The organism is Providencia sp. 6390, from assembly GCF_058148425.1.
Map to the genome: position 1 here is coordinate 249,659 of NZ_JBYVYL010000003.1, position 22,858 is coordinate 272,516.

The window sequence follows — 22,858 nt, forward strand, 5'->3', positions numbered from 1 at the left end:
GAATAGTTTTGACTTATCGATGAAGTTTAACTGGGGGCAAAAAATTGGAATTCAACTCAGTAAGATAAAAAAGCTGTGAAGCGAGAGGGATTATGATGTGATTAATGAATATTATTGATATGATTGCTCATCAATTGAGCTACAGCTAAGCACTGTAGCTAGAAAAATAATTATATTCTTTGCCTTCCCGCTAAGGAATGAGAAAGTGTTGTGCCATCAACCATTTCTAGCTCGCCTCCCACAGGAACACCATGAGCAATACGACTAGCAGTTACCCCATATTGTGCGCACATTTGCCCAATATAGTTGGCCGTTGCTTCCCCCTCTACTGTTGGATTAGTTGCAAGTATCACCTCGGTAATGGTTTCTGAAGATAATCGCTCTTCTAACCTATCAAGCCCAATATCCATTGGACCAATACCATCAAGAGGAGACAAATGCCCCATCAATACAAAGTAACGTCCTGAAAACTGGCCTGTTTGCTCAACAGCATAGATATCTGCGGGACTTTCAACAACACAGATCAAACCATTTTGTTGGCGACGTGGGTTTTCACAGATGTTGCACACTTCTTGTTCAGTAAAGGTACGGCAATCACGGCAATGGCCTATTTCTGACATCGCCCGAGTGAGCGACTGCGCTAAGCGCATGCCGCCACTACGATCACGCTGGAGCAGATGAAAAGCCATTCGCTGCGCTGACTTAGGCCCCACTCCAGGGAGACAGCGCAGGGCTTCCATTAACGACTCTAGAAGCGGACTGGTTTGCATTAGAATGGCATCTTAAAGCCAGGTGGTAGTTGCATACCACTTGAAACACTCGCCATTTTCTCTTTTTGCGTTTCTTCGATACGACGTGCCGCATCATTGAATGCAGCAGCAATCAAATCTTCCAACATGTCTTTATCGTCTTCTAACAGGCTTGGATCGATTTCAACACGGCGGCAGTTATGTGAACCATTAATCGTCACTTTAACCAGACCAGCTCCAGATTCGCCTGTCGCTTCTAGATTGGCGATTTCTTCTTGAACTTTCTGCATTTTATCTTGCATTTGTTGGGCCTGCTTCATCAGGTTACCCAAACCACCTTTACCGAACATAGTTATCTCTCACTACTGAGGCTACAGCTTACTCACAGAGACTGTAGCGTTAAACGGGGCGGATACTCTCTTCATCCAACTGAGCATCAAACATTGAACGCAGTTTTTGAATTGTTTTATCCGCAATAATTGACTGGCGAGCTTGCGCCAGCTTCTCTTCATAAATCGCTTGTCGCCATTCTAGCGGTGTTTTCACCTCATTATTATCATCTTGAACGATATTCAATTCAACAGAATGACCATAATGTTGGCTTAATGCATTTTGCAACGCATCTTGTGCAGAAGGCTTATTCAGGTGACGCTGTGCGGAACGCAAATGCAAAACCATTTGCGACTCACCTATTCTCTCTATATATGAATTCAAAGCTAATTGTTCAACTAGCTTAGGAATTTTTAATTGTGCAATTTCTGCTGACCAACTATCTCTTTCACGCCCTTCTTCAATAATTTTTACCGCTAATTCAGGCGTTTTTTCGTATTCAAGCGCCTCTTTTATTTCAGTTGGGGTTGTAACCGCTTCTTTTGTTTGATTATCTTCAAACTGCGGACGCCACTGATAAGGTTGAGGCTTCGCTGGTTTCTTTGCTTCGGTAGCACGGTTCGCAATATTTTGCTGATGTTGGCTGGTGACAGCGGCCAGCCTCTCAAGTGCTGACATCGCCGGCTTAGCCTTTTCAGGCGCGGCCGGTTTATTCTTTTTTGCGTTAAAGCCCTCATTCTGTGAGGACTGTAATGACTCCCTTGCCTTTAATAATTGCGAGGTTGGACTATTTTCTGCTATCGCAGCGGGGGCAGCCCTCGATGGTGGAGCTGTTCGAGTCACCGCCGCAGGTGATGGCGGAGCAATAAGTGCAGGCGCTGTTGGCTCTTCAATCACATTCTTAGGATGAAAGGCCAAAGCACGCAACAATGCCATCTCAACGCCCATTCGACGTTCAGGTGCATAAGGAAGATCACGACGCCCAACAAGTAGCGTCTGATAAAATAGTTGTAGATCCGCAGGCGAAATCATACGTGCAATTTGCCTGAGTCGCCCTTCCGTTGAAGACGGATCCGTTTCTTTTGCCGCTGGTAATAGTTGGATCATCGCAACACGGTGCAATAGCGAAAGTATCTCCACCAACAAGTTTTCCCAGTCAGCGCCTCGCGTTGCAGCTTGTTCTACCTCAGACATCACCGCAATGCCATCTGCACGAACTAGTGCTTCAATAATGGCTAATGGTTGCTCATCATCAAGCGTTCCTAACATTTGGCTAACGATGTCCGCCGTTACCTTTCCTTGCCCCATCGCAATGGCTTGGTCGGTTAAACTGAGTGCATCACGTAAACTGCCATCAGCAGCACGTGAAATCAGTTGTCGTGCACGGCTATCATGTTCAATGCCTTCTGCATTCAAAACATGTTCCAGTTGCTCGCTGATTTGGGTGACATCCAGCGCCTTTAAATGGAACTGTAAGCAACGCGATAAAATTGTCACCGGCAGTTTTTGCGGATCAGTCGTTGCGAGTAGAAACTTGACATGCTCAGGCGGCTCTTCAAGGGTTTTTAACAACGCATTGAAGCTATGACGAGATAACATGTGTACTTCATCAATAAGGTATACTTTAAAACGCCCACGCGCGGGGGCGTACTGCACGTTATCTAATAACTCGCGGGTATCCTCAACCTTTGTTCTTGATGCGGCATCAATTTCAATCAAATCAACAAAACGACCTTGTTCTATTTCAAGGCAATTTGCACATTTACCGCAAGGTGTCGCGGTGATCCCTGTTTCGCAATTAAGACCTTTAGCAAATAGACGAGCAATAGTTGTTTTACCGACACCACGAGTGCCAGAAAACAAATAGGCGTGATGAAGCCTCTGGTGCTCCAGCCCATTAGCAAGTGCAGTCAACACATGTTGTTGACCAACAACATCAGAAAATTTTTGAGGGCGCCACTTACGGGCAAGTACCTGATAGCTCATGAATTATGCAGTTTCTAAACAGGGTGATAGCACCATGCTACCACAGCCTCAGCCCTTACGGCGAGACTGCGATAAAAATAGTGGCAAAATTAGGATTAGTGGCCTGGGAATTCAACTAAACTAAATGAATTGATCCCTTGAGCAGCAAGGCGCTCTACACCACCTAAGTCAGGTAGGCTGATAATAAATGCAGCATCGACAATATTTGCGCCTAACTGTTTAATCATTTTAACTGTGGCTTCAACAGTACCACCTGTCGCAAGTAGATCATCAATGACCAACACATTGTCTTCAGGCAAAATACTGTCTTTATGAATTTCAAGCGTATCGGTGCCATATTCCAAATCATAGGTCATACTCAACACTTCGCGTGGCAGTTTGCCTTTTTTACGTACAGGAACAAATCCAACACCTAAACGCAATGCAACAGGTGCACCGAAAAGAAAACCACGGGCTTCCGTACCGACAATTTTAGTCACCCCTTTGTCTTTATAATGCTCCACCAGCAGGTCAATCGTTGCCTGATAAGCAGCAGGGTTGTTTAACAGTGTCGTAATATCACGAAATAGCACACCTTCCTTTGGATAATCAGGGATTGATGCGATACTTTCTTTAATTAATTGCAGTTGTTGCTCTCTAGCGGTCATAATAATAGGTGCCAATTTAATTTAAACACGAAAAGATAGAATCTATTTAAAGTACCATAAAAATGCAATAAGCGGCCGTATATTTACGGTCAGTTTTATTAACACACATCAACTTTTTAACTTTTATTGGAATGCAAAATGAAAGTACAAGCTCTTTTAGATGCGCTAAAAATGCAAATCGAGGCGTTGCAAATACGGATTGCCCCCATCGCGGATCAAGAGTTTTCGCATTCCCGTTTTGATAGTCAGCTGTTTAGTAGTAAATCAACCCATCTCGGTGATTGTCAGAAAGAACTCAATAAACTGTATCAACAGCTATGTCATAGCGTGTCACTCAATCACAAAGAGCAAGTGAACTTTCTAACAGAGAAAATTACCCACCAGATCCAAGCACTTTCACGGGAGCTTTCGACACAATCCTTACGAGAGAAAGAAAATGCCTTTCAAGAAAAGAAAGAGCAAGTTGACCTCTATGAACGCTTAGCACAACATCAAGACTATGAACGCCGACTAGTGGGTATGATGAATGAACGTGAACTGCAACTAAACACCTTAGACGATCACACAAAACGTCACCAATGCCAAAAAGAGATTGCGACATTGGCTGGGCGACTATACCGCTGTCGCCAAGCCCTGATCCGCATTGAAAAGGCAATTGAACATCAGGAAAATCAATTTTTAGAATGAAGCTTTACTGTTGATTGCTTCATGAGCGATTTAATACAGTAGCTACAAACGATAGCGAATAAGCCACCTATCAAGGTTTCCATGATCCTCTCGGACAATAAATGGTAGTCAACATTATTAAAGTAAATTGACATTTCAATCAGTGATAATACCAACCCCGTAATGCAAAATGTACCAAACACATTATTTTTCTTATTGTTGCTTATCGGGATCAAGAATGAAAATAGTAAGATAAGTGCAAAACCAATGTAAGGCATTAGCGCCGCTGTATTAAAGGACAAATATAATACTAACACCACAACTAATGTGCCAATAACTCTATCCCGAGTAAGCTTAATAATATTTTTTAGTTTCGGATTTAATACAAAAATAAAAGTCAATGGAGCCCAGAAGAAATGGTCAACATTAATAGCCCTAGAGACTAAAACGCATAACAATAGCCCAATAGAGTAAATCAACGATTGATAAATTAAGCTAATATTTAGTTTATCTCTTTTTAATGAAATATATTTTTTAATCTGAAATAATGATATTTTTTCACGTTTACTCATGCTATAGCAGAAAACAAGCGTGATAAATGTCCCGATCAGTAAACCAATCACTAGCCCATCAAAACTGGCTTTGTTTAGTGTCGCCCCGATGATATAGAAGATCATAAAATACTTAATCGACATATCTAAAGATGAATCGATATTATAAAACTGGTAGTAGAAAAAAGGAGCTAAAAATAAAACCACAAAAAACAAATAATTAATTCCAAGGTAGTAACCGAGAGCGGAACCCACAAATACAAATAAAGAGCATAACAAAGAGTAAATAATATTTTTATAACGACTCGCTTTATTGAAAATAGTATAACCGTGTAGCGTTGACAGCGAACTCCATAATGTCGCATCAATACCTGCTACCTGATAAGTAATGAGAAAGCTCACCACAACACAAAATGTTAAGTAAAAACTTTCTGATAATTTTGTCACAACATCACCTAATCATATTTATACCAATAAAAAAGCATTAATACACTAGCATGCCTCTATAGCGATAACAACACAAAGTAGCAGGTGATATCTCATTGTCTTTTAAGGACAATCCAATTAATACCTTTATCTAATTAGATTACAGATAATAGTTTATTATTTAATATATGCGCTATTTTATCATGCGATAGCCCCCCTTCTATCTTGATATAAAACCTAGAATCGGCTTGCTCTGATTATGATAAAAATCTATTATTTATAGAAACCTTAAATGATTTGAAGGGCAGCTAGGCACCAAGTGAATGAGTCACTAGGAGCGTAGAAGTGTATGTGGCTGGCACGAATCAACGCAGTTACCATGCCTTAACGAAAACACTACCGTATGACAAATATATTCACTTTGCCAATCATAGGGAGCATGTATGGACTTACTAAAGAACGCGCCAAAAGAGACCCAACTTGCTGTTGATTTAATCTATCTTCTGGAAACATCTGATATTGATACTGATGTTGTATTGAAAGCCCTTGAAATTGTCAAAAGTGATTATCTCACTAAACAGGCCACTGAAGCGACCTGTCTAGCAAACGATTAATTGTCAGAATCTGTTTTTTTGTTAGGGTCCCGTTTGATTTCTTGTACCTCATCACCTTGATTATTATGTAAATGAACTTCTAATTGGTTAAAGGCTATATTAATATCATTTTCTCGACATAATCTATCTATCGCACGATTAACTTCATCACTGGTCGTTCCTCTGTCACCAATTTGGCGGACATAAAAACGCAGCTCATGATCTAAAGTACTCGCCCCAAATCCAGTAAAATAAACAGCTGGCCCAGGCTCTGTCATCACCTTGCTGTTCGATGTAGCAGCACTTAATAATACTTGTTTCACTTTATCAAGATCAGAGCCATAAGCCACGCCAATAGCTACCGTGATCCTCGTCACTGTGTCTGAAAGCGACCAGTTAATTAAACGTTCAGTTACAAATGCCTTATTCGGTATGATCACCTCTTTGCGATCAAAATCAATGATCGTCGTTGCTCGAATTCGAATTTTACTGACTGTTCCTGAATAAGTACCAATGGTGACGGTATCACCTATGCGGATCGGCCTTTCGAACAATAAAATGATCCCCGATACAAAGTTCGCAAATATTTCTTGTAAACCAAACCCTAGACCAACCGTTAAAGCAGCCGCCAGCCATTGAAGCTTACTCCAGGTGATCCCTAACATGCCTAGTGAAGTAATCGCACCAATCCCAACAATAATATAAGTAAGGATCGTCGTAATCGCATAAGTTGAACCTTGACGGAGTTTCAAGCGCGATAAGACTAAAACTTCTAACAGGCCCGGCAAGTTGCGCGTCATAATCCATGCAACCACAATGATTACCAACGCTAATATAAGATTAGCGAGTGTCACCGATTGTAAAACATTGGTTCCTTCTGCCGTTGTCCCAGTGTAATGCCATAAATCAACGCTATCTAAGAACGAGAAAATAGTTATAAAATCAGACCAAATAGCATAAAAGCCTAATGCAAAAATAATAAACAACACCATCGATGTTAAACGCAACGATTGCTGGCTGATGAGCTCAATAGTCATTGGAGGTTCTTTAATCGGCTCATTTTCGCCATTTTCTTCTTGGCTTTGTGCTTTCCTGCGCTCAAGCGCCCGCTGATAGGCGAGCTTACGTGCCACTAAAGTCAGGCCGCGCAAACATGCGTTATAGGTAATATACCAAAGCAAAAATAAATACAGGCTGTCTAACCAACGATTAGCTAAGCGTAACGTAGTATAATAATAACCCGCCATCATCAAGCCAATTAATATTAATGGTGAAAATGTGAGTAGTGTTATGACGACTGAACGCGTTAAATGACTACCTTTTTCCTGCCAAATCTGTTTGCAAAATGGCAAGGTAAAAATAAAGAGTACCAATAGAGACACTAAAACGATTAGCTGACCAATAACATCTTCAGAAACCTTTAATGGATTAATAACCCCATAAGTTGAAAAGTAAATCAGTGGTAATAGTGGAATAGATAGCCGAGTTAGTCGCCGCCGTGTTTGCGAGACCACCTGAGAGTCAATGCCAAAATGTTTTTCAGCAATGCCTTTTGGTTTTAATACTCGCCATATTAATTCGAAGAGGATCCAGAAAACCGCCAATTGCTGACATAGAGCCCACACAAACCCACCTTGTGCATTGCCTGTTTTCAAGAACCAGTAGCCCACAGCCAACAGAAATAGTGCGGCTGGTAAGGTTTGCAGCATAGTGAGTAGCAATGCAATTGGCGTATTCAGTATGCTATCTTGTCTTAAACTGGATAGTCGATGGTCAATTTCTTGTAAACGTACTGATATCTTACGGTATAACCAAATAAACATCAGCGCGAGTAGCAACAGCGGGATCACCACTAATAATGAATTAGTGAGCCCTCTCTTGATATTGCCTTTCGACAAACTAAAATCAAAATTACTAATTTGCTGTGCTGCCGCCTCAGGAAAAGCTTGTACCCATGTAAGATCAATAGGTTTATTACTGTTTACCCAAAAAATTTGCTGTGCCAGTGTATTCTCTAACGACTTCACAACACCCAGTAATTGATTTTGATCGAGCTGTAAATTAATCGCTTGGGAAATTTGGCTACCTAACTGTAGATTTAGTTCATCTAACAGCTCACGTCTGACATCCAATAGCTTAATTAGCGCATCACGATCTTCAGGAGACAATAACTCTTTTTCTGTTTCAACACCTGATTTCTCTGCTAGCTGCTTCTCAATATTGGTAATATAAGTATTAACTTGATATAGCGAATCCCTCTGTTGTGCGACATCAAATTGTTCAAGACGTAAATCTGCAATAGTGACGGGCAAATTTTTGGTTAGAATATCGTTTGGCAAATCAATTTGCTGTTGGAACAAAATACGCGATAACAACAGGCTTCCACGTAGCACGCTGATTTGCTCTTTCAAATTGCGTTCAGACTGCGTTGCGCGCTCAAGCCATGCCTTTACTCTAATACTATTTTGCATCATACGGTTATTAGCTTGAGTCACTTCAATCAAGCGCTCACTTAATCCATTGTTAATCGTTAATTCTTTCTGGATAAGCGGATTTTGTTTTAACTGTAAATTATTTTCTGTTGAGCTTTGCGCCTCACGTGCAGTCGCCTCTGAATCGTTCAATCGTTTGTCGCTAATAAAAGACTGCAAAAGCTGAATGCGTGTTTCTAATTGTTCAATATACAACGTGGTGTAATCACGCTGCTTTTGTAATACATCCTGTAATTGAGTATTTCCCTGTAACACATGTTTTTGATACTCATTTTGCTGCTGTAAATAGTTTTGCTCTATCTGTAATAACTCAACCTGCGTATCACGCAGTTTTGCTGATTCATTAAACACACTATTTAATTCATTACGAATTTCCTGTAGACGGCGTGCGTTATCCAACATAATGGCCTGCGCCCTTTCAGGCTGTGTTTGCAAGCTGATTAAATAGCTATTGTAATTAGCGAGATCATTTTGTTCTGTTTGCAGCTGCTCCAATGCGCTACTGAGCATAGTTTCAAGCTGAGACTGCGAAGCGTTTTTAATGCTATTAGCAAAGTTCAGGGTTTCTTCTTCACTGCTGTTTTTTAATTGTAATAGTAAACGCACTGCATGTTTTGCATCATCACTCGCTCTATCAAGGCTTTTTTGCAGATCGTCCGACTTACTGTCTAATTTATTTAATTCATCATAAAACGTGAGCGCTTTTTCTAAATCAGCTATTGAGAGCTTATCTTCAGCACTTTGATTGCTTTTTTTGCTTAATGTGTTTAGCTGATTTTGAATATCGTTTTTACTTGGTAGGGAATTGTTGGTTGCGGCAAAGCTATAACTGGAAAACAGCAAAATGAGTAGTGTTAAGAGCCCACCGACTTGCCTAACCCATTGACTTTTCATTGTCTGCATGACCGAACCCATGATAGGTTGTATTTATGTGTTTTTTAATCGATACGCCGTATTAATGACAAACAACGTATCGCTAATCCCTAAAAAGTTAAAACTTTATCGGCTTCTAGAGTCCAGGCCGCAAGCTCTACCAAGGTTCCAATCTCTACACCATCGGCTAAAGGCAGCTCACTCACTCCACGGGCGTCAGTACATGTTTTACACAGCTTAACCGCAACTTGTTGTGCGGTTAAAATCTCTAACATTTGTTGAATATTATAACCTTCTTTAGGCTTTTGAGCACTTAGCCCAGCGGTAACAGCATCTGACATTAAAAACAATCTAAGTTCAGTTTGTGGGTGCTGTTCTTTAAGTGTGATTGCTAAACGTAATGAATTAAATAAAGTTTCATTACCATAAGGTGCACCATTAGCAATGATCAGAATGGATGGCATGGTATTTCTCCAATTTCTTAGTCTATACCCGAAATCCTTCAAGCTGCAGTGTTGTTGACTACGTTCAGCTAACCGAGTCACCTAGTTTATCTATGCTCCCCGCCTATCTTCAATTATTGCCTAACTGCAACTCGAATTATTTTGAGTCTATTTTTATGCGCAATGATGGACTGTATTTTAATGTTTCTAACATAGAATCCACCAACGTTTCTGTTCGTGACCGCATATTAAAACTATCAGGCTGTAATAACCAGTTTTCCAATAAACCACAAACCATAGCACGTAGCATGATGGCGGAACACTCTAAATCAAGGTTTGCAGGCAGTTGCCCTAAATCAACACAATTGCGTAAATGCTCAACAATACGGTAGTGGCTAGCCATGAAGTTTTCTCTTTTGAGATCAACAATCGCCGCCATTTCCCCCACCAATTCACATTTGTGAAACAGAATATCCATCAAAGCACGATTTTTAGGGCTTTCAATAAAATCCGTCAAAATATAAACTAAAATTTCTTTTAGAATTGCCAGTGGATCATTACTATACTTCGAACGATAATAGTTCTCAGCCTGTAGTATCTGACTGTCACTGAATTCACAAGCTTGTTGAAACAGATCGACCTTATTTTTGAAATGCCAGTATATCGCACCACGGGTTACACCAGCGGCTTTTGCGATGTCGGCTAAAGATGTCGCCGAAACGCCTCGCTCAGAAAAGGTTTTGATGGCAGCATCTAAAATTTCCTGACGGGTTTCTTCGGCCTGTTGTTTAGTTTTTCGTGCCATTGCAACTCGTTTATATACAAAGCTGATTTACATACAATAGTGTATGTTTGTACTATAGCATAGTGAAAAATCTTATTGTTTACCATTTTTCTTATTTTGTATTGTACTCATAATTATTGATTAATTGAGGTTAACTTATGCGAAAAAACAGAGGGGTGTTACCTCTGGCTCTGTTGGTTCTTTCAGGTGGCTTAGCTTTATCAGGTTGTAACGATGAACAAAAAGGTGGCGGTGAACGCCCGGCGCCTGAAGTAGGAATTGTTACGCTTAAAGCCGAACCTCTGACTATCAAGACCGAATTACCGGGCCGTACATCTGCATTTCGTATCGCAGAAGTCCGCCCACAGGTAAGTGGCATTATACTCAAACGCAACTATAAAGAAGGTAGCGATGTTGAGGCCGGAACGTCTTTATATCAGATAGATCCAGCGCCTTTCCAAGCCACTTTTGATAGCGCTAAAGCTTCGCTTGCTCAAGCACAAGCTAACGCGAATATTGCCGGTTTGACAGTTAAACGCTACAAGCCACTTTTAGGCACTAAATATATTAGTCAGCAAGAATACGATCAGGCAACCTCAACATATGCTCAAGCCTTAGCCGCAGTTAAAGTCGCTGAAGCAGCTGTTGAAACTGCACGTATTAACTTGAACTATACCAAAGTCACAGCACCAATTAGTGGTCGTGCTGGGATTTCAAATGTGACTGAAGGTGCATTAGTTTCAACTGGACAAACTACTGAGTTAATGCGAGTTCAACAGCTTGACCCTATTTATGTTGACGTTACGCAATCCAGTGAGGATTTCTTACGTTTACGCAGTGAGATAGAAAAAGGTGCTCTACAAAAAGAGCCGGGCAAAGCCCCTGTTAGCTTAGTCATTAATAATGGCCAAGAGTATGCACAAAAAGGTGCTCTGGAATTTTCTGACGTTACAGTGGATGAGACAACAGGCTCAATCACAATGCGTGCAATCTTCCCGAACCCCAACAAAGAGCTGATGCCAGGCATGTTCGTGCGCGCCATCTTAGAAGATGGTGTGAGAGAAAATGCGATTTTGGTTCCTCAACAAGGTTTATCTCGTACCCCACAAGGTGACTCTCAGGTCATGGTTGTTGGAAAAGAGAATAAAGTTGAAGTCAGAAAAGTGAAAGCAGCACAAGCTGTCGGCAACAAATGGCTGGTGACTGATGGTTTGCAAGACGGCGATCGTGTGATTGTGATAGGTCTGCAAAAAATCAAACCAGGTATTACTGTCGTACCTAAAGAAGCTAATTTAGAAACGCAATCTATAGACAATCAGGCACAACCTGAACAAAAGTCTAAATAAGGGAGCGGTTGATTAATGCCTAAGTTTTTTATAGATAGACCAATTTTTGCATGGGTAATCGCAATTATTACTATGCTTGCTGGTCTGCTGGCAATTATCAAGTTACCTGTAGCTCAGTACCCAACTATTGCACCGCCATCCGTATCCATTTCGGCTAACTACCCTGGCGCTGATGCATCGACGGTACAGAACACAGTGACTCAGGTTATCGAACAGAACATGAACGGTATCGATAACTTGGTGTATATGTCATCAACCAGTGATTCATCAGGCTCCGCCAGTATCATGCTGACTTTTGAAGCAGGTACTGATGGTGATATCGCACAGGTTCAGGTTCAAAACAAACTGCAACTCGCGATGCCATTGCTGCCACAAGAAGTTCAGCAACAAGGTATCAGCGTTGATAAATCTACCAGTTCCTTCTTAATGGTAGCCGGTTTCGTTTCTGCCGATAACTCAATGGGTCAATATGATATTGCCGACTATGTAGGTTCTAATATTAAGGATCCACTTAGCCGAGTTAACGGTGTTGGTGAAACTCAGTTGTTTGGTACGCAATACGCGATGCGTATCTGGTTAAAACCAGAGCAGCTCGTGAAGTACAACATGACAACAACCGATGTTATCAATGCCATTAAAGTACAAAACAACCAAGTGGCGGCAGGTCAATTGGGTGGAACACCTCCTGTTGGCGGTCAACGCTTAAACGTTTCAATTATTGCTCAGACGCGTTTAAACAACCCTGAAGAATTTGCCAATATCCTGTTACGTGTTAATCAGGATGGTTCTCAAGTTCGTTTAAAAGATCTTGCGACAGTTGAGCTTGGCGCTGAAAACTACAGCACCATTGCACGATTTAATGGTAAACCAGCTGCTGGTATTGGTATCAAACTCGCGACGGGTGCTAACGCACTGGATACTGCTAACAACGTTCGTGCAGCATTAGCAGGTATGGAGCCGTTCTTCCCTGAAGGGTTAGAAATCGTTTATCCATATGATACAACGCCATTCGTTAAGATTTCGATTAACGAGGTAGTCAAAACGCTGGTTGAAGCGATCATGTTGGTTGTTGTAGTTATGTATCTGTTCTTACAGAACATTCGCGCAACATTGATACCGACTATCGCAGTACCTGTCGTATTGCTAGGAACATTCGCGATCCTCGCCGCGTTTGGGTATTCGATAAACACCTTAACCATGTTTGCGATGGTGCTTGCCATCGGTCTTCTTGTTGATGATGCCATCGTTGTTGTTGAAAACGTTGAGCGTGTAATGCAAGAGGAAGGCTTACCACCAAAAGAAGCGACCAAGAAGTCCATGGGGCAAATTCAAGGCGCATTGGTGGGGATTGCAATGGTACTGTCTGCGGTATTTATCCCAATGGCCTTCTTTGGTGGCTCAACAGGGGCTATTTACCGTCAGTTCTCAATTACCATCGTATCGGCCATGATCTTGTCAGTATTGGTTGCGATGATTTTGACCCCAGCACTTTGTGCGACCATGCTGAAGCCTATCGAAAAAGGCGGCCATGGAAGCCAAAAAGGGTTCTTTGGTTGGTTTAACCGTACTTTTGAAAAACAAGCTCACCACTATACTGATAGTGTTAGCCGCATGTTGAATGGTACAGGTCGCTACCTGATTATTTATTTAGTTTTAGTCGCGGCCATGGCAGTCATGTTTGTGCGCCTCCCCTCTTCCTTCTTACCAGAAGAAGACCAAGGGGTATTCTTAACGATGGTTCAATTACCACCAGGATCAACGCAAGAACAAACACAAGCTGTATTGGATGAAGTTAACACTTACTTCCACACAGACGAAAAACGTAACGTAGAGTCAGTGTTTACGGTTGGTGGCTTCAGCTTCGCAGGCCAAGGTCAAAACATGGGTCTGGCGTTCGTTGTATTGAAAAACTGGGATGAACGTAAAGGCGATGAAAACCACGTTGAAGCCATTGTTCAACGAGCCAATATCGCCTTGTCACAGAAACAAGAGGCAATGATTTACGCCTTTAACCTGCCAGCAATTGTTGAGTTAGGTACAGCAAACGGCTTTGACTTTGAATTGGTTGACCAAGGCAACTTGGGACATGATGCCTTAATGGCAGCACGTAACCAACTACTTGGTTTAGCGGCACAGCACCCTGAAATGTTGCAAGGGGTTCGCCCCAACGGCCAAGATGATACCTCACAGTATCGTATCTACATTGACCAACAAAAAGCTCAAGCTCAAGGTGTTGCTATCTCTGATATTAATGCAACATTAAGCTCAGTATTTGGTGGAACTTATGTAAATGACTTTATCGACCGCGGTCGTGTTAAGAAAGTTTATGTTCAAGGTGATGCAGAAAGCCGCATGCTGCCATCCGACATCAGTGCACTCTACGTGCGTAATGCTCAAGGCAACATGGTTCCTTTCTCCGCGTTCTTGGATGAATCACAAGATCCATGGAAATATGGTTCGCCGCGTTTAGAGCGTTATAACGGTGTTCCATCAATGAACATTCAAGGTCAAGCAGCACCTGGTCAAAGTACTGGTGACGCCATGCTGATGATGGAGCAATTGACAACAGAAAACCTGCCGAAAGGTATTGGTTATGAATGGACAGGTATGTCATATCAGGAACGTCTGTCTGGTAATCAGGCACCGGCTCTGTATGCCATCTCATTAATCGTCGTCTTCCTATGTTTGGCGGCATTGTATGAGAGCTGGTCAGTACCATTCTCGGTTATGTTAGTTGTTCCATTGGGTATTATTGGTGCATTACTGTTTACCTCTGTGCGTGGCCTATCGAATGACGTGTACTTTAAGGTAGGTCTCTTAACAACCATTGGCTTATCGGCGAAGAACGCAATCTTGATTGTTGAATTCGCCAAAGACTTGATGGAAAAAGAAGGTAAAGGGCTAGTCGAAGCAACACTTAACGCTGTTAAGATGCGTTTACGACCAATCCTGATGACATCATTAGCCTTTATGTTAGGTGTTATCCCTCTGGTATTTAGTAATGGTGCAGGCTCTGCGGCACAGAACTCCGTTGGTACAGGTGTACTTGGTGGTATGTTCGCAGCGACTTCGTTGGCTATCTTCTTTGTTCCGGTATTCTTCGTGGTGATCCGTCGCCGCTTTAATAAGAAATCGGATGATATTGAACATAGCCATCCACCGGCAAAGACTGAATAACCTGTTCAGATAAAATAATCGCTAAGGGCCACAACAGTGGCCCTTTTTTATGAAGCATCTTCGATAAAAATAGGTATTTCGGTGTAAGTATTCTTATTTACGTATTTTATTTTTTAACACATCACCATGAAAAGATGTTGCTATGCTATCTCTAAATAACAGGGATCATTCACAGCAAGGAGCATCATCTTATGAGAGTTATCATTATTCCGTTAATTGCTTTACTGACTCACCATTCAACGCTTGCAGAAGTAAATTCTGACCTTAATTTAGCTAAAACAATCAATATCACCGCACCACTTGAAAATCATGTTTCATTTAATAGCTTTGAGAGTCTTTCATCTAATGAGCATGGTTTAGTCTTTAATAATGATATTAATGACAATAGAGCGCTAGATGGAAAGGCAGCACAATTAATACTAGCTGAAGTAACAGGTAACGAAGCCACTAATCTACAAGGCGTACTGGGTATCAAAGGTCAAACAGCTAACCTAGTGATTGCTAACCCAAATGGCATTACGTGGACGAACGGGTCAGCAAGTAATATAGGCAGCCTATCACTAATCGCTGGGAATTTTGAACGGCAATTTATAAAAGACAAAACAGATCCTAATAAGCTGCTTCCTAAGCCACTAAAAGATTATACGCAGCTAAAATTTACTGTTGTCCCCGGTAGCCAAGTCTCAATTAGTCAACAGCAAGCAAGCCCTATTCAGTTGTCAAAAGTTAATGTATTTGCCGACCGAATTAAACTGCAAAATGCAGTAAACATCACTGCTGCCATGCAAAACTATCTCAGTACTTCTGGCGGAGCAACGCTTTCTATTCGTGAAGGTGTATTACGTTCAACGGCAAAATATAAGCCAACAACTCTTCATAGCGAAGGAAGCCTATTTGAGCTAAATGAAAATGCAAAGCTTATGGGTCGTTCTATTTTGCTAGAGAGTCATCAATATCAGTGCAAAGACAGCTTTATGTGCCCGCAAAATAAAATTGATATTAAAGGACTGATAGAAGCAATGAGTTTATCACTTCAAGGTGATAGTCAATTAGCTGTTACCGGAAGGATCCGGTTAGGAAGTAACCAACAAACTTTAGTTGGACAAGACCCAAACTAACTGGATAACTTGATGCATTAGAGTAATAAATATTGATCATTGCAAAACACTATATCTGGGGATCACTGCAATCCCCCTCTTTATTCATCCAAAATCTATGATTGCTTTTACATTTATAGACTAAAAATTAGATTTAAATTGATTTAAAAATTAAACATTAGATAAATCTTTATTAAGATAAAGTTCAAGAAAGCTCAAAGATATAACATGGTATTGTTCATACTTATTAACAATAAAAGCACACTAAATAATGGAGATAAGAATGCATAATACAAAGGACAACTCATCAATAACTAGCCAGTATGATAGTGCTGTCAGAGAGCATCTGAGAATTAAAAACACACTTTTTTTACGAGGTATAGCTAATTACGCTGAAATTGAAATCCCAGACTTTAATAAACAAATGACTTCATTACAAATGAAAGAATTATACGTTACAAAAGGTGTCACTAGTAATAATTTATCACTATCCCAGCTAGGTGCTTTATATCAACACATCAAATTTAAATCTCAAGAAGAGCATATCAACTATATTTTAAATACGACTGAAAAATTCAGTGAATTATTTACCCAAAATGGCTGTACCTCAAAAAGACTTATTCCACAAAGTTTTTATTTAGCCTTAGTTGGAGATAAATATACTGGTCGTTGTTATCCCTTAGTACGTGTAATGTCGGTCGCATTAGCGACTAATGGAACGTCAAGTGCAAATAATTTTGTTGATAGCCTTTTTCTCGCCTCTGCATCACCTAATGAGAATAGTACCGAATTACTTAAACATGCATTAGCAAACCTGCATTCCAATTTAGATGCAACATCTGCATCTTCTCTTTTAGGAAAATTCAACCTATCTGAAATTAAACATTTATTTCATGAAAATAATCGAGATTTCATGTATGCCCTAAATAGTAAAAAACATTCGATGTTACTTGGTAAAAAAATTGAAAATGGCATTCCTCATTATTATTTTTTCGATCCTAATTTCGGATTATTTACCTTCGATGATAATAGTAAATTATTTATTGCTTTAAACGAATTTCTGGTCACAAAAAAAATGGCCAAATATTATTCAGCTGAAGGAACATCATCAGTCCCTCTATTTGATATTTTAGAAATCGATACAGAGAAAATGGCCAATGTTCACATTGGTAATGGTTTATATGTTTCTGATTTAATCAACTCAAGTGACCTCACTGAGGTTTCCCAAAGTCGCCAAGAAATCACCCCTATTCTTGAAAATCAACAGCAAGTCATGTCAGATCTACAGTTACGCTGTTCGCTAGAAATTGTAGAAGCCCAACAATGGGGAGACAAACTAGAAAAAATCATGTCATCAATAGCAGAACAATATGAATTGAATAATAAGTGGTTACCTGTATTTTCCAATATTCGAAAGTTAGATGATGGAAGTTACCTAGTCCCATTTGTTTATCAAGATATATCTGAAGAACCTCAATGGTTAGGAATATCTGATGAAGCATTTATTGAGTTCTTTGACTATTTTTATGAAAAAGTGAGTACATTAAATGAATATTATACTTTTAATGATAATGAACTTGAGCTTGCTGAACCCATTGAAAACACAAATGTTAGTGGGGGACTAAATAGTATCATTGCCATTCAAGCACTCATTCAATCTGTTGAAAATCATAATTCAACATCTACTTCAAAAAATAATATTTCAAAAAACCTAGCTACCGCATTAAACATCAATACTTATGTGAATTATTCAATGATAGCTCAAGGTGGTATCAATGATACTACAAAAATTACAGATTTAGTCGCTAGGCTTTGGCGTCAAACAGAGCCTGCTCTTCATAATAGCTCGGTTAATTTTACCTTAGCTTTAGCCAGTAAGGCTAATGAGGGTCTTGGCTATATTTTTAATGTCACACAAATAAGTTTAGACATTTATGAATTAGCAAATTCAACGACAGAGGCACAAAAATCTATTTTTGGCACTCAACTAGCATTTGATACAATGACTCTAGCCGCTGGAATGGCTGGTTCTTACGCAAATATAGTAGGTGCATCAGCAACAGCAACCGTTTTTGGTAGTGTCGGAGTCATTCTCAATGGACTCGGTATCGGATTTATTGCTCTCAGCCGTGCTTTTTCCAAAGTTGCTGATGATGCTAAATCTGTTGGCATGTACTTTAAGTATTTAGATAAAGCTTATAAAGGTAATGGCTATGACTACCAAGAAGAACATCAAGTTCTCATTCCTCGTTTTGGAGCTGTTATCAAAAAAATTAATTTGCATACAGGTAATATAGAGTTTGATAGCCAATATATTTATCGAACAAGTGAAAGATCAGCCGCTGGTGGTCGACATAATTACATTTTTTGGGCCGGCGACTTCCCTCATGTTATTCATGATAGAAATCAGGCGCTAAATATTAGAGAAAATATTGGTTATACCGAAACAACCCATGACCTTAAAGATAGCCAAAATATTATTCTACCTATCACACCTAAATCCTATATAGATTATACTTATAATATACTTCCTGGATCGACAACTCGTAATGATTTAGGGTTCGACGTTATTCGTCGCTTAGAACAAACAGACAAATTTGACTATGACTTTTATATTTTTCCATTCGAAAATACAATTACTAAGTTAACTCAGGAATATGTTTATACGCCGATTGAAATCATATTACCCAATCAAAAACAAAATATTATAATTCCAAAAATACCAACTGAGTGGCATGGTAAGCTCCATTATGATGTAAAAGGAAAAGGCAACGAATATCATATATCAATTAATTATGGCGCTTCACTTTCACTACATAATTATAGTCATAATGAAACACCTGCAACATGGATAATTAATGCAAGTGAGATCAATAGCGATAATATTACGATTGATAATGACAAACTCAATATTGATGGAGTGATTGTTAATATTGGTTATTCATCAGGCAATGATATAATCAAACTAGTTAACTCTAATGGTGAAGTTAAGTTAATTAGTTTATCCAAAAAAACAGCGGATATTTTGATTGAGGATGGAAATCATTGGATAGATAGAAATAATAATATTGAGAAGTATCTAAATGAATTAAGCCAAAATCATAAATTATATGAAAAATATATCGCAATTAATGATTATCACCATGAAGGCATAAATGTTGGCCGTGCTTTTTATGATGTAGAATATCAACGTATCATCTTCACCAACTCAACTGATGAAGAAAATAATCACGCACTTTTAAGTTCGATAGATGATAATAATGCTTACTTTTATACCCCTGAGAAAGCTTTATTTTGGCGAGTTGATATACCAACAGGCACTATTAATATGCGCTATGATGCATCTAACGTTATTGCATCTAACTCAAAAATTACTAGACTATGGCAGGATAACAACCAAACCTATATTAATTTCATACACAACCATAAAAATAGTTTAATATCAAGCGCATATCGCTTATTTAGCAATAGCATAGAGTTATTGAACGTGACAGATAACCAATTACTGATTGATAAGCTTATCAGTACCCCAACAACTTTACTTGAGCAAGATCTCGCTTTATTGTCTTCACATAATTATTTAGTACATCATTTATCACCTAATGAAGAAAAACCAGAGATACTATCCAATACAAATAACCCTATGATATCAAATATTATTTCAATAAAAGGTCATGACCAACATGGTATTAATCAACATTTTTGGCTACGTCTAAGTGATGGTGTTTTAATTAAACCCAATCTTGAATCACCAAATAATGACTCAAGTATAGCTAATCCAATATATCCAGCACAAAGTCAATGGCCAATTCCTTTTGATTTAGTCTTAATTAGTAGTCATGTAAATATAACCGGGGAGGAAGTGTTTTTCTTTTATAGCAAAGAAAAAAAGTGTGTTTTCATTCAGAATGGATTAGGACAAGATATACTTGATGTTAATACTGCTACAGCTAAGCATATTAATATACCAAATATTAAAAACGTAACTAACTGGAAAGATTCTATTCTAGTATCTACTGATGAAGGATATATCTATCAAGTTGATACCAAAGGGGAATCAAAGCTTGTCGCCGTTAATGGGCTATGGTTTAACAATAAAAAAAACTGGATAGAAGAACTAAAAGGCATTGTATCTTCAAATCATTTAGTCACTCTATTTGGTTTAAAAAACATTGATAATTATCAAATCATTCCAGCTTGGTATATGAATAATAAAATTGCACTATTACCGACCATACCCAATGTTAATAATTTAAAGTTCCTAAGTTTTACACCTAATTTTGATAATGCCTTTATATTTAATAGTACAACGGGAGAATTATATCGTCAAAAAACAGTCAGCATGGAAATATTATATTCTGCTTTCAATGAAAAAAACTGGCTACAAAACCCCAGAGCATTACCTAATTATATTAATATTTATCCAGGTCTTCGCTTTAAAAATATCAGAAAAGAAGGTAATGGTTTATTAATGCTTACAACCGAAAATCAATTATTATTTCATATTATATCTGAAAATACCACTAATAAAACATTTAACTCAACACTTATCATTAATGGTCAATCAGCATCTGATAATATTAATCCATCTTTAATTGAAGATGTAGAGACATTAGTTATAAGTGGAGGGGATGGTCCAGATACCTATAAATTTGATTTGGAAAGTTGGAATGGGTATCGCACTATTATTATCAATAATAACTCAACAGATAAAGAAATAGACAGGGTCATTCTACCTATTAGCATTTCACAAGGCATTTATGTTAACAGAAAAGATGACGATCTTGTTTTAACAGATATGGCAAATGCAACAACATTAATAATACGCCAAGTATGGGGATCACAGGCCAGTAATCATCAGCATTTACACTTAAACTTTAAAGATGCACCAAATCCTATTACCGTTACAAAATTAATAGAGTTTTATGATATAAAAAAAGGGGTTATTACTCTAGAACAATATACTAATCCAACTCCAGGGCTTGGACGTGCTAGCGACAATGATCAATTAATTGACTCAATTTCCGCAATAGATAATGAGATGGATCTTAATTTCGCTGATGGATCACCTGAACATTTGTCAGAAAATCATCTAAGAAGAATAATGTTTCCATCAAATCACTATTAACTGCTGATAATCTAACAAAAGTAAAAAAGTGCGGTTTACATCAAAACCACACTTTTTATCACATTTTACAGCCAGAAGAACCAAGCAAATAGTGAAATCACAATGATACAGGCTACGTTTAATACTGCTCCCACTCGTACCATTTCAATCTGCCGGATGTAGCCAGAACCAAATACAATCGCATTCGGCGGTGTGGCAACAGGTAACATAAAAGCACAAGATGCACCAATACCAATAATCATTGTCAGCGCCATCACAGGCATACCTAATGCTTCTGCAACCGTTGCAAAAATAGGCACTAATAATGCAGCACTTGCTGTGTTACTGGTAAATTCAGTTAAGATAATAATAAAGGTGGTGACCGCTAAAATAATAATAAACCAGTGGCTTTGACCAAATGTCATTTGCATCCAGTCAGCCATAATCTTACTTGCACCTGAAGAGCTGAGAATGGCACTGAGTGTTAAGCCACCGCCAAATAGCATCAATACGCCCCACTCGGTATTTTTTTGAATTTGCGCCCAACTAGCAACACCGGTCACGCCAATAAGGATTGCTGCACTGACGGCAATAATTGTGTCGAGGTCTTTAACGCCACCTAATGCATCGCTAATAAAAGTACTGGTGATCCAACAAACCACAGCTAATAAAAAAATCACCATTGCTGTAATACGTTTACCATTCCACTTCACATGTTCTAATTCTAATTCAAAGCGGTGCTTCAAATTTGGGCGTAACATCATAAACATCAGCACAAACATCATCGGTAACAGCACCACCATAATTGGAATGCCGTATTTCATCCATGATAAGAAGTCTAGCCCTAATGCCGATGCGGCAATCGCATTAGGTGGGCTACCTACAATAGTGCCTAAACCACCAATACTTGCACTATAGGCTACACCTAACAGAACAAATACAAAGGTATTGCGCTCATGGCGCACATCTAGGTTAGAGAGAATACCCAATACTAATGGCAACATCATAGCAGCTGTTGCCGTGTTACTGATCCACATTGACAACAATGCAGTCACGCCAAACAGCAATACGACGGCAATGGACAATCGACCACGTGCAACCATTAATAAGCGGTTAGCAATTAAACGGTCGAGCCCTTGAATATGCAAAGCTGTTGCCAACGCAAAACCACCAAAGAACAAAAAGATAATTGGGTTGGCAAATGACTTGAGCGCATCCCCTGTATTCATTAATCCAAGCCCAACCGCTAAGATTGGAATACATAATGCAGTGATAGTGACGTGTATAGCTTCAGTTAACCAAAGCACACCAATAAATACCATCATTGCTAAGCCTGCATTCGCTTTATCATCAAATGGCAGATATTTTAAAAGTAGAATTAGCAATACGATATCAACAGCTAAAATAACCCAACCTCTTACATTCGATGGGGTTGGACCTACAGCGGGTTTTAAGGACTCAGAAGCATCCATATGTACTCCCTCGGCTGATATTAGTGCGAATGCACTTCAAGCTCTTGTTAAGATTTATTTACAGTGAGGGAAATATAAAGTTAATTGAATGAAATTCAAATGTGGACGATCCAATTTTG

General features: G+C 39.2%; 15 protein-coding genes. 6 read left to right on the forward strand and 9 right to left on the reverse strand.

The genetic code is table 11. The features are described 5' to 3' along the window. Window positions 1-170: 170 nt before the first annotated feature. The 4 genes from recR to apt form a co-directional block, all read right to left on the reverse strand. Window positions 171-770, reverse strand: coding sequence for a recombination mediator RecR (gene recR, locus AC3Z9T_RS08545; RefSeq protein ID WP_070925174.1), 600 nt, complete (start codon window positions 768-770; stop codon window positions 171-173). After that, window positions 770-1,099, reverse strand: a complete 330-nt coding sequence (locus tag AC3Z9T_RS08550) for a YbaB/EbfC family nucleoid-associated protein (RefSeq protein WP_070925175.1) — start codon at window positions 1,097-1,099, stop codon at window positions 770-772. Before AC3Z9T_RS08550 ends, recR begins: the two co-directional genes overlap by 1 nt. 49 nt (window positions 1,100-1,148) lie before the next feature. Further along, complete coding sequence (dnaX, locus tag AC3Z9T_RS08555) at window positions 1,149-3,065, reverse strand: DNA polymerase III subunit gamma/tau (protein WP_490125770.1); 1,917 nt, start codon at window positions 3,063-3,065, stop codon at window positions 1,149-1,151. A 95-nt stretch (window positions 3,066-3,160) separates the two neighbouring features. Continuing rightward, entirely contained in the window at window positions 3,161-3,712 is a 552-nt protein-coding gene (gene apt / locus AC3Z9T_RS08560; protein WP_490125771.1) for an adenine phosphoribosyltransferase, read from the reverse strand. 138 nt (window positions 3,713-3,850) lie between these two features. Between apt and priC the strand changes: the two genes are divergently transcribed. Beyond that, the gene (gene priC, locus AC3Z9T_RS08565) at window positions 3,851-4,399 is read left to right on the forward strand and encodes a primosomal replication protein PriC (RefSeq protein ID WP_490125772.1); all 549 of its coding nucleotides are present in this window, start codon (window positions 3,851-3,853) and stop codon (window positions 4,397-4,399) included. On the opposite strand, the gene AC3Z9T_RS08570 is transcribed toward priC, so the two are convergent. After that, entirely contained in the window at window positions 4,384-5,376 is a 993-nt protein-coding gene (locus tag AC3Z9T_RS08570) for an FUSC family protein (protein ID WP_490125773.1), read from the reverse strand. The two genes, priC and AC3Z9T_RS08570, sit on opposite strands and share 16 nt — an antisense overlap. Before the next feature lie 422 nt (window positions 5,377-5,798). Here AC3Z9T_RS08570 and AC3Z9T_RS08575 point away from each other — a divergent pair, with 422 nt between their 5' ends. Further along, window positions 5,799-5,969, forward strand: a complete 171-nt coding sequence (locus AC3Z9T_RS08575; protein ID WP_490125774.1) for a DUF2496 domain-containing protein — start codon at window positions 5,799-5,801, stop codon at window positions 5,967-5,969. Here the strand turns inward: AC3Z9T_RS08575 and mscK are convergent. The 3 genes from mscK to acrR all read right to left on the reverse strand — a co-directional run bounded on the left by mscK (window position 5,966) and on the right by acrR (window position 10,561). Further along, window positions 5,966-9,343: a mechanosensitive channel MscK gene (gene mscK, locus AC3Z9T_RS08580; RefSeq protein WP_490125775.1), complete on the reverse strand. Its 3,378-nt coding sequence runs from the start codon at window positions 9,341-9,343 to the stop codon at window positions 5,966-5,968. The two genes, AC3Z9T_RS08575 and mscK, sit on opposite strands and share 4 nt — an antisense overlap. Before the next feature lie 80 nt (window positions 9,344-9,423). After that, window positions 9,424-9,777: a DsrE/DsrF/TusD sulfur relay family protein gene (locus AC3Z9T_RS08585; RefSeq protein ID WP_490125776.1), complete on the reverse strand. Its 354-nt coding sequence runs from the start codon at window positions 9,775-9,777 to the stop codon at window positions 9,424-9,426. A gap of 136 nt (window positions 9,778-9,913) precedes the next feature. Then, on the reverse strand, window positions 9,914-10,561 hold the full coding sequence (gene acrR / locus AC3Z9T_RS08590) for a multidrug efflux transporter transcriptional repressor AcrR (protein ID WP_490125777.1): 648 nt from the start codon (window positions 10,559-10,561) through the stop codon (window positions 9,914-9,916). Window positions 10,562-10,698: 137 nt separating this feature from the next. Here acrR and AC3Z9T_RS08595 point away from each other — a divergent pair, with 137 nt between their 5' ends. The 4 genes from AC3Z9T_RS08595 to AC3Z9T_RS08610 all read left to right on the forward strand — a co-directional run bounded on the left by AC3Z9T_RS08595 (window position 10,699) and on the right by AC3Z9T_RS08610 (window position 21,288). Next, on the forward strand, window positions 10,699-11,886 hold the full coding sequence (locus AC3Z9T_RS08595; protein WP_490125778.1) for an efflux RND transporter periplasmic adaptor subunit: 1,188 nt from the start codon (window positions 10,699-10,701) through the stop codon (window positions 11,884-11,886). 15 nt (window positions 11,887-11,901) lie between these two features. Then, window positions 11,902-15,063, forward strand: a complete 3,162-nt coding sequence (locus AC3Z9T_RS08600; RefSeq protein WP_490125779.1) for an efflux RND transporter permease subunit — start codon at window positions 11,902-11,904, stop codon at window positions 15,061-15,063. Between the two features lie 191 nt (window positions 15,064-15,254). Further along, entirely contained in the window at window positions 15,255-16,181 is a 927-nt protein-coding gene (locus tag AC3Z9T_RS08605) for a two-partner secretion domain-containing protein (protein WP_490125780.1), read from the forward strand. Between the two features lie 262 nt (window positions 16,182-16,443). Continuing rightward, entirely contained in the window at window positions 16,444-21,288 is a 4,845-nt protein-coding gene (locus AC3Z9T_RS08610) for a TcdA/TcdB pore-forming domain-containing protein (protein WP_490125781.1), read from the forward strand. A 65-nt stretch (window positions 21,289-21,353) separates the two neighbouring features. Here AC3Z9T_RS08610 and AC3Z9T_RS08615 read toward each other — a convergent pair whose 3' ends face one another. Further along, window positions 21,354-22,739 carry a DASS family sodium-coupled anion symporter gene (locus tag AC3Z9T_RS08615; protein WP_490125782.1) on the reverse strand — a complete coding sequence of 462 codons (1,386 nt, stop codon included), beginning with the start codon at window positions 22,737-22,739 and terminating at the stop codon, window positions 21,354-21,356. Between the last annotated feature and the right edge of the window lie 119 nt (window positions 22,740-22,858).

Excerpts from the sequence above, each read along its gene's own strand:
- AC3Z9T_RS08550 (WP_070925175.1), bottom strand. The coding sequence starts at position 1,099 with ATGTTCGGTAAAGGTGGTTTGGGTAACCTGATGAAGCAGGCCCAACAA.
- AC3Z9T_RS08610 (WP_490125781.1), top strand. The coding sequence starts at position 16,444 with ATGCATAATACAAAGGACAACTCATCAATAACTAGCCAGTATGATAGT.
- AC3Z9T_RS08595 (WP_490125778.1), top strand. The coding sequence starts at position 10,699 with ATGCGAAAAAACAGAGGGGTGTTACCTCTGGCTCTGTTGGTTCTTTCA.
- apt (WP_490125771.1), bottom strand. The coding sequence starts at position 3,712 with ATGACCGCTAGAGAGCAACAACTGCAATTAATTAAAGAAAGTATCGCA.
- acrR (WP_490125777.1), bottom strand. The coding sequence starts at position 10,561 with ATGGCACGAAAAACTAAACAACAGGCCGAAGAAACCCGTCAGGAAATT.
- mscK (WP_490125775.1), bottom strand. The coding sequence starts at position 9,343 with ATGCAGACAATGAAAAGTCAATGGGTTAGGCAAGTCGGTGGGCTCTTA.
- AC3Z9T_RS08615 (WP_490125782.1), bottom strand. The coding sequence starts at position 22,739 with ATGGATGCTTCTGAGTCCTTAAAACCCGCTGTAGGTCCAACCCCATCG.
- dnaX (WP_490125770.1), bottom strand. The coding sequence starts at position 3,065 with ATGAGCTATCAGGTACTTGCCCGTAAGTGGCGCCCTCAAAAATTTTCT.
- AC3Z9T_RS08605 (WP_490125780.1), top strand. The coding sequence starts at position 15,255 with ATGAGAGTTATCATTATTCCGTTAATTGCTTTACTGACTCACCATTCA.
- priC (WP_490125772.1), top strand. The coding sequence starts at position 3,851 with ATGAAAGTACAAGCTCTTTTAGATGCGCTAAAAATGCAAATCGAGGCG.
- AC3Z9T_RS08585 (WP_490125776.1), bottom strand. The coding sequence starts at position 9,777 with ATGCCATCCATTCTGATCATTGCTAATGGTGCACCTTATGGTAATGAA.
- recR (WP_070925174.1), bottom strand. The coding sequence starts at position 770 with ATGCAAACCAGTCCGCTTCTAGAGTCGTTAATGGAAGCCCTGCGCTGT.
- AC3Z9T_RS08600 (WP_490125779.1), top strand. The coding sequence starts at position 11,902 with ATGCCTAAGTTTTTTATAGATAGACCAATTTTTGCATGGGTAATCGCA.
- AC3Z9T_RS08575 (WP_490125774.1), top strand. The coding sequence starts at position 5,799 with ATGGACTTACTAAAGAACGCGCCAAAAGAGACCCAACTTGCTGTTGAT.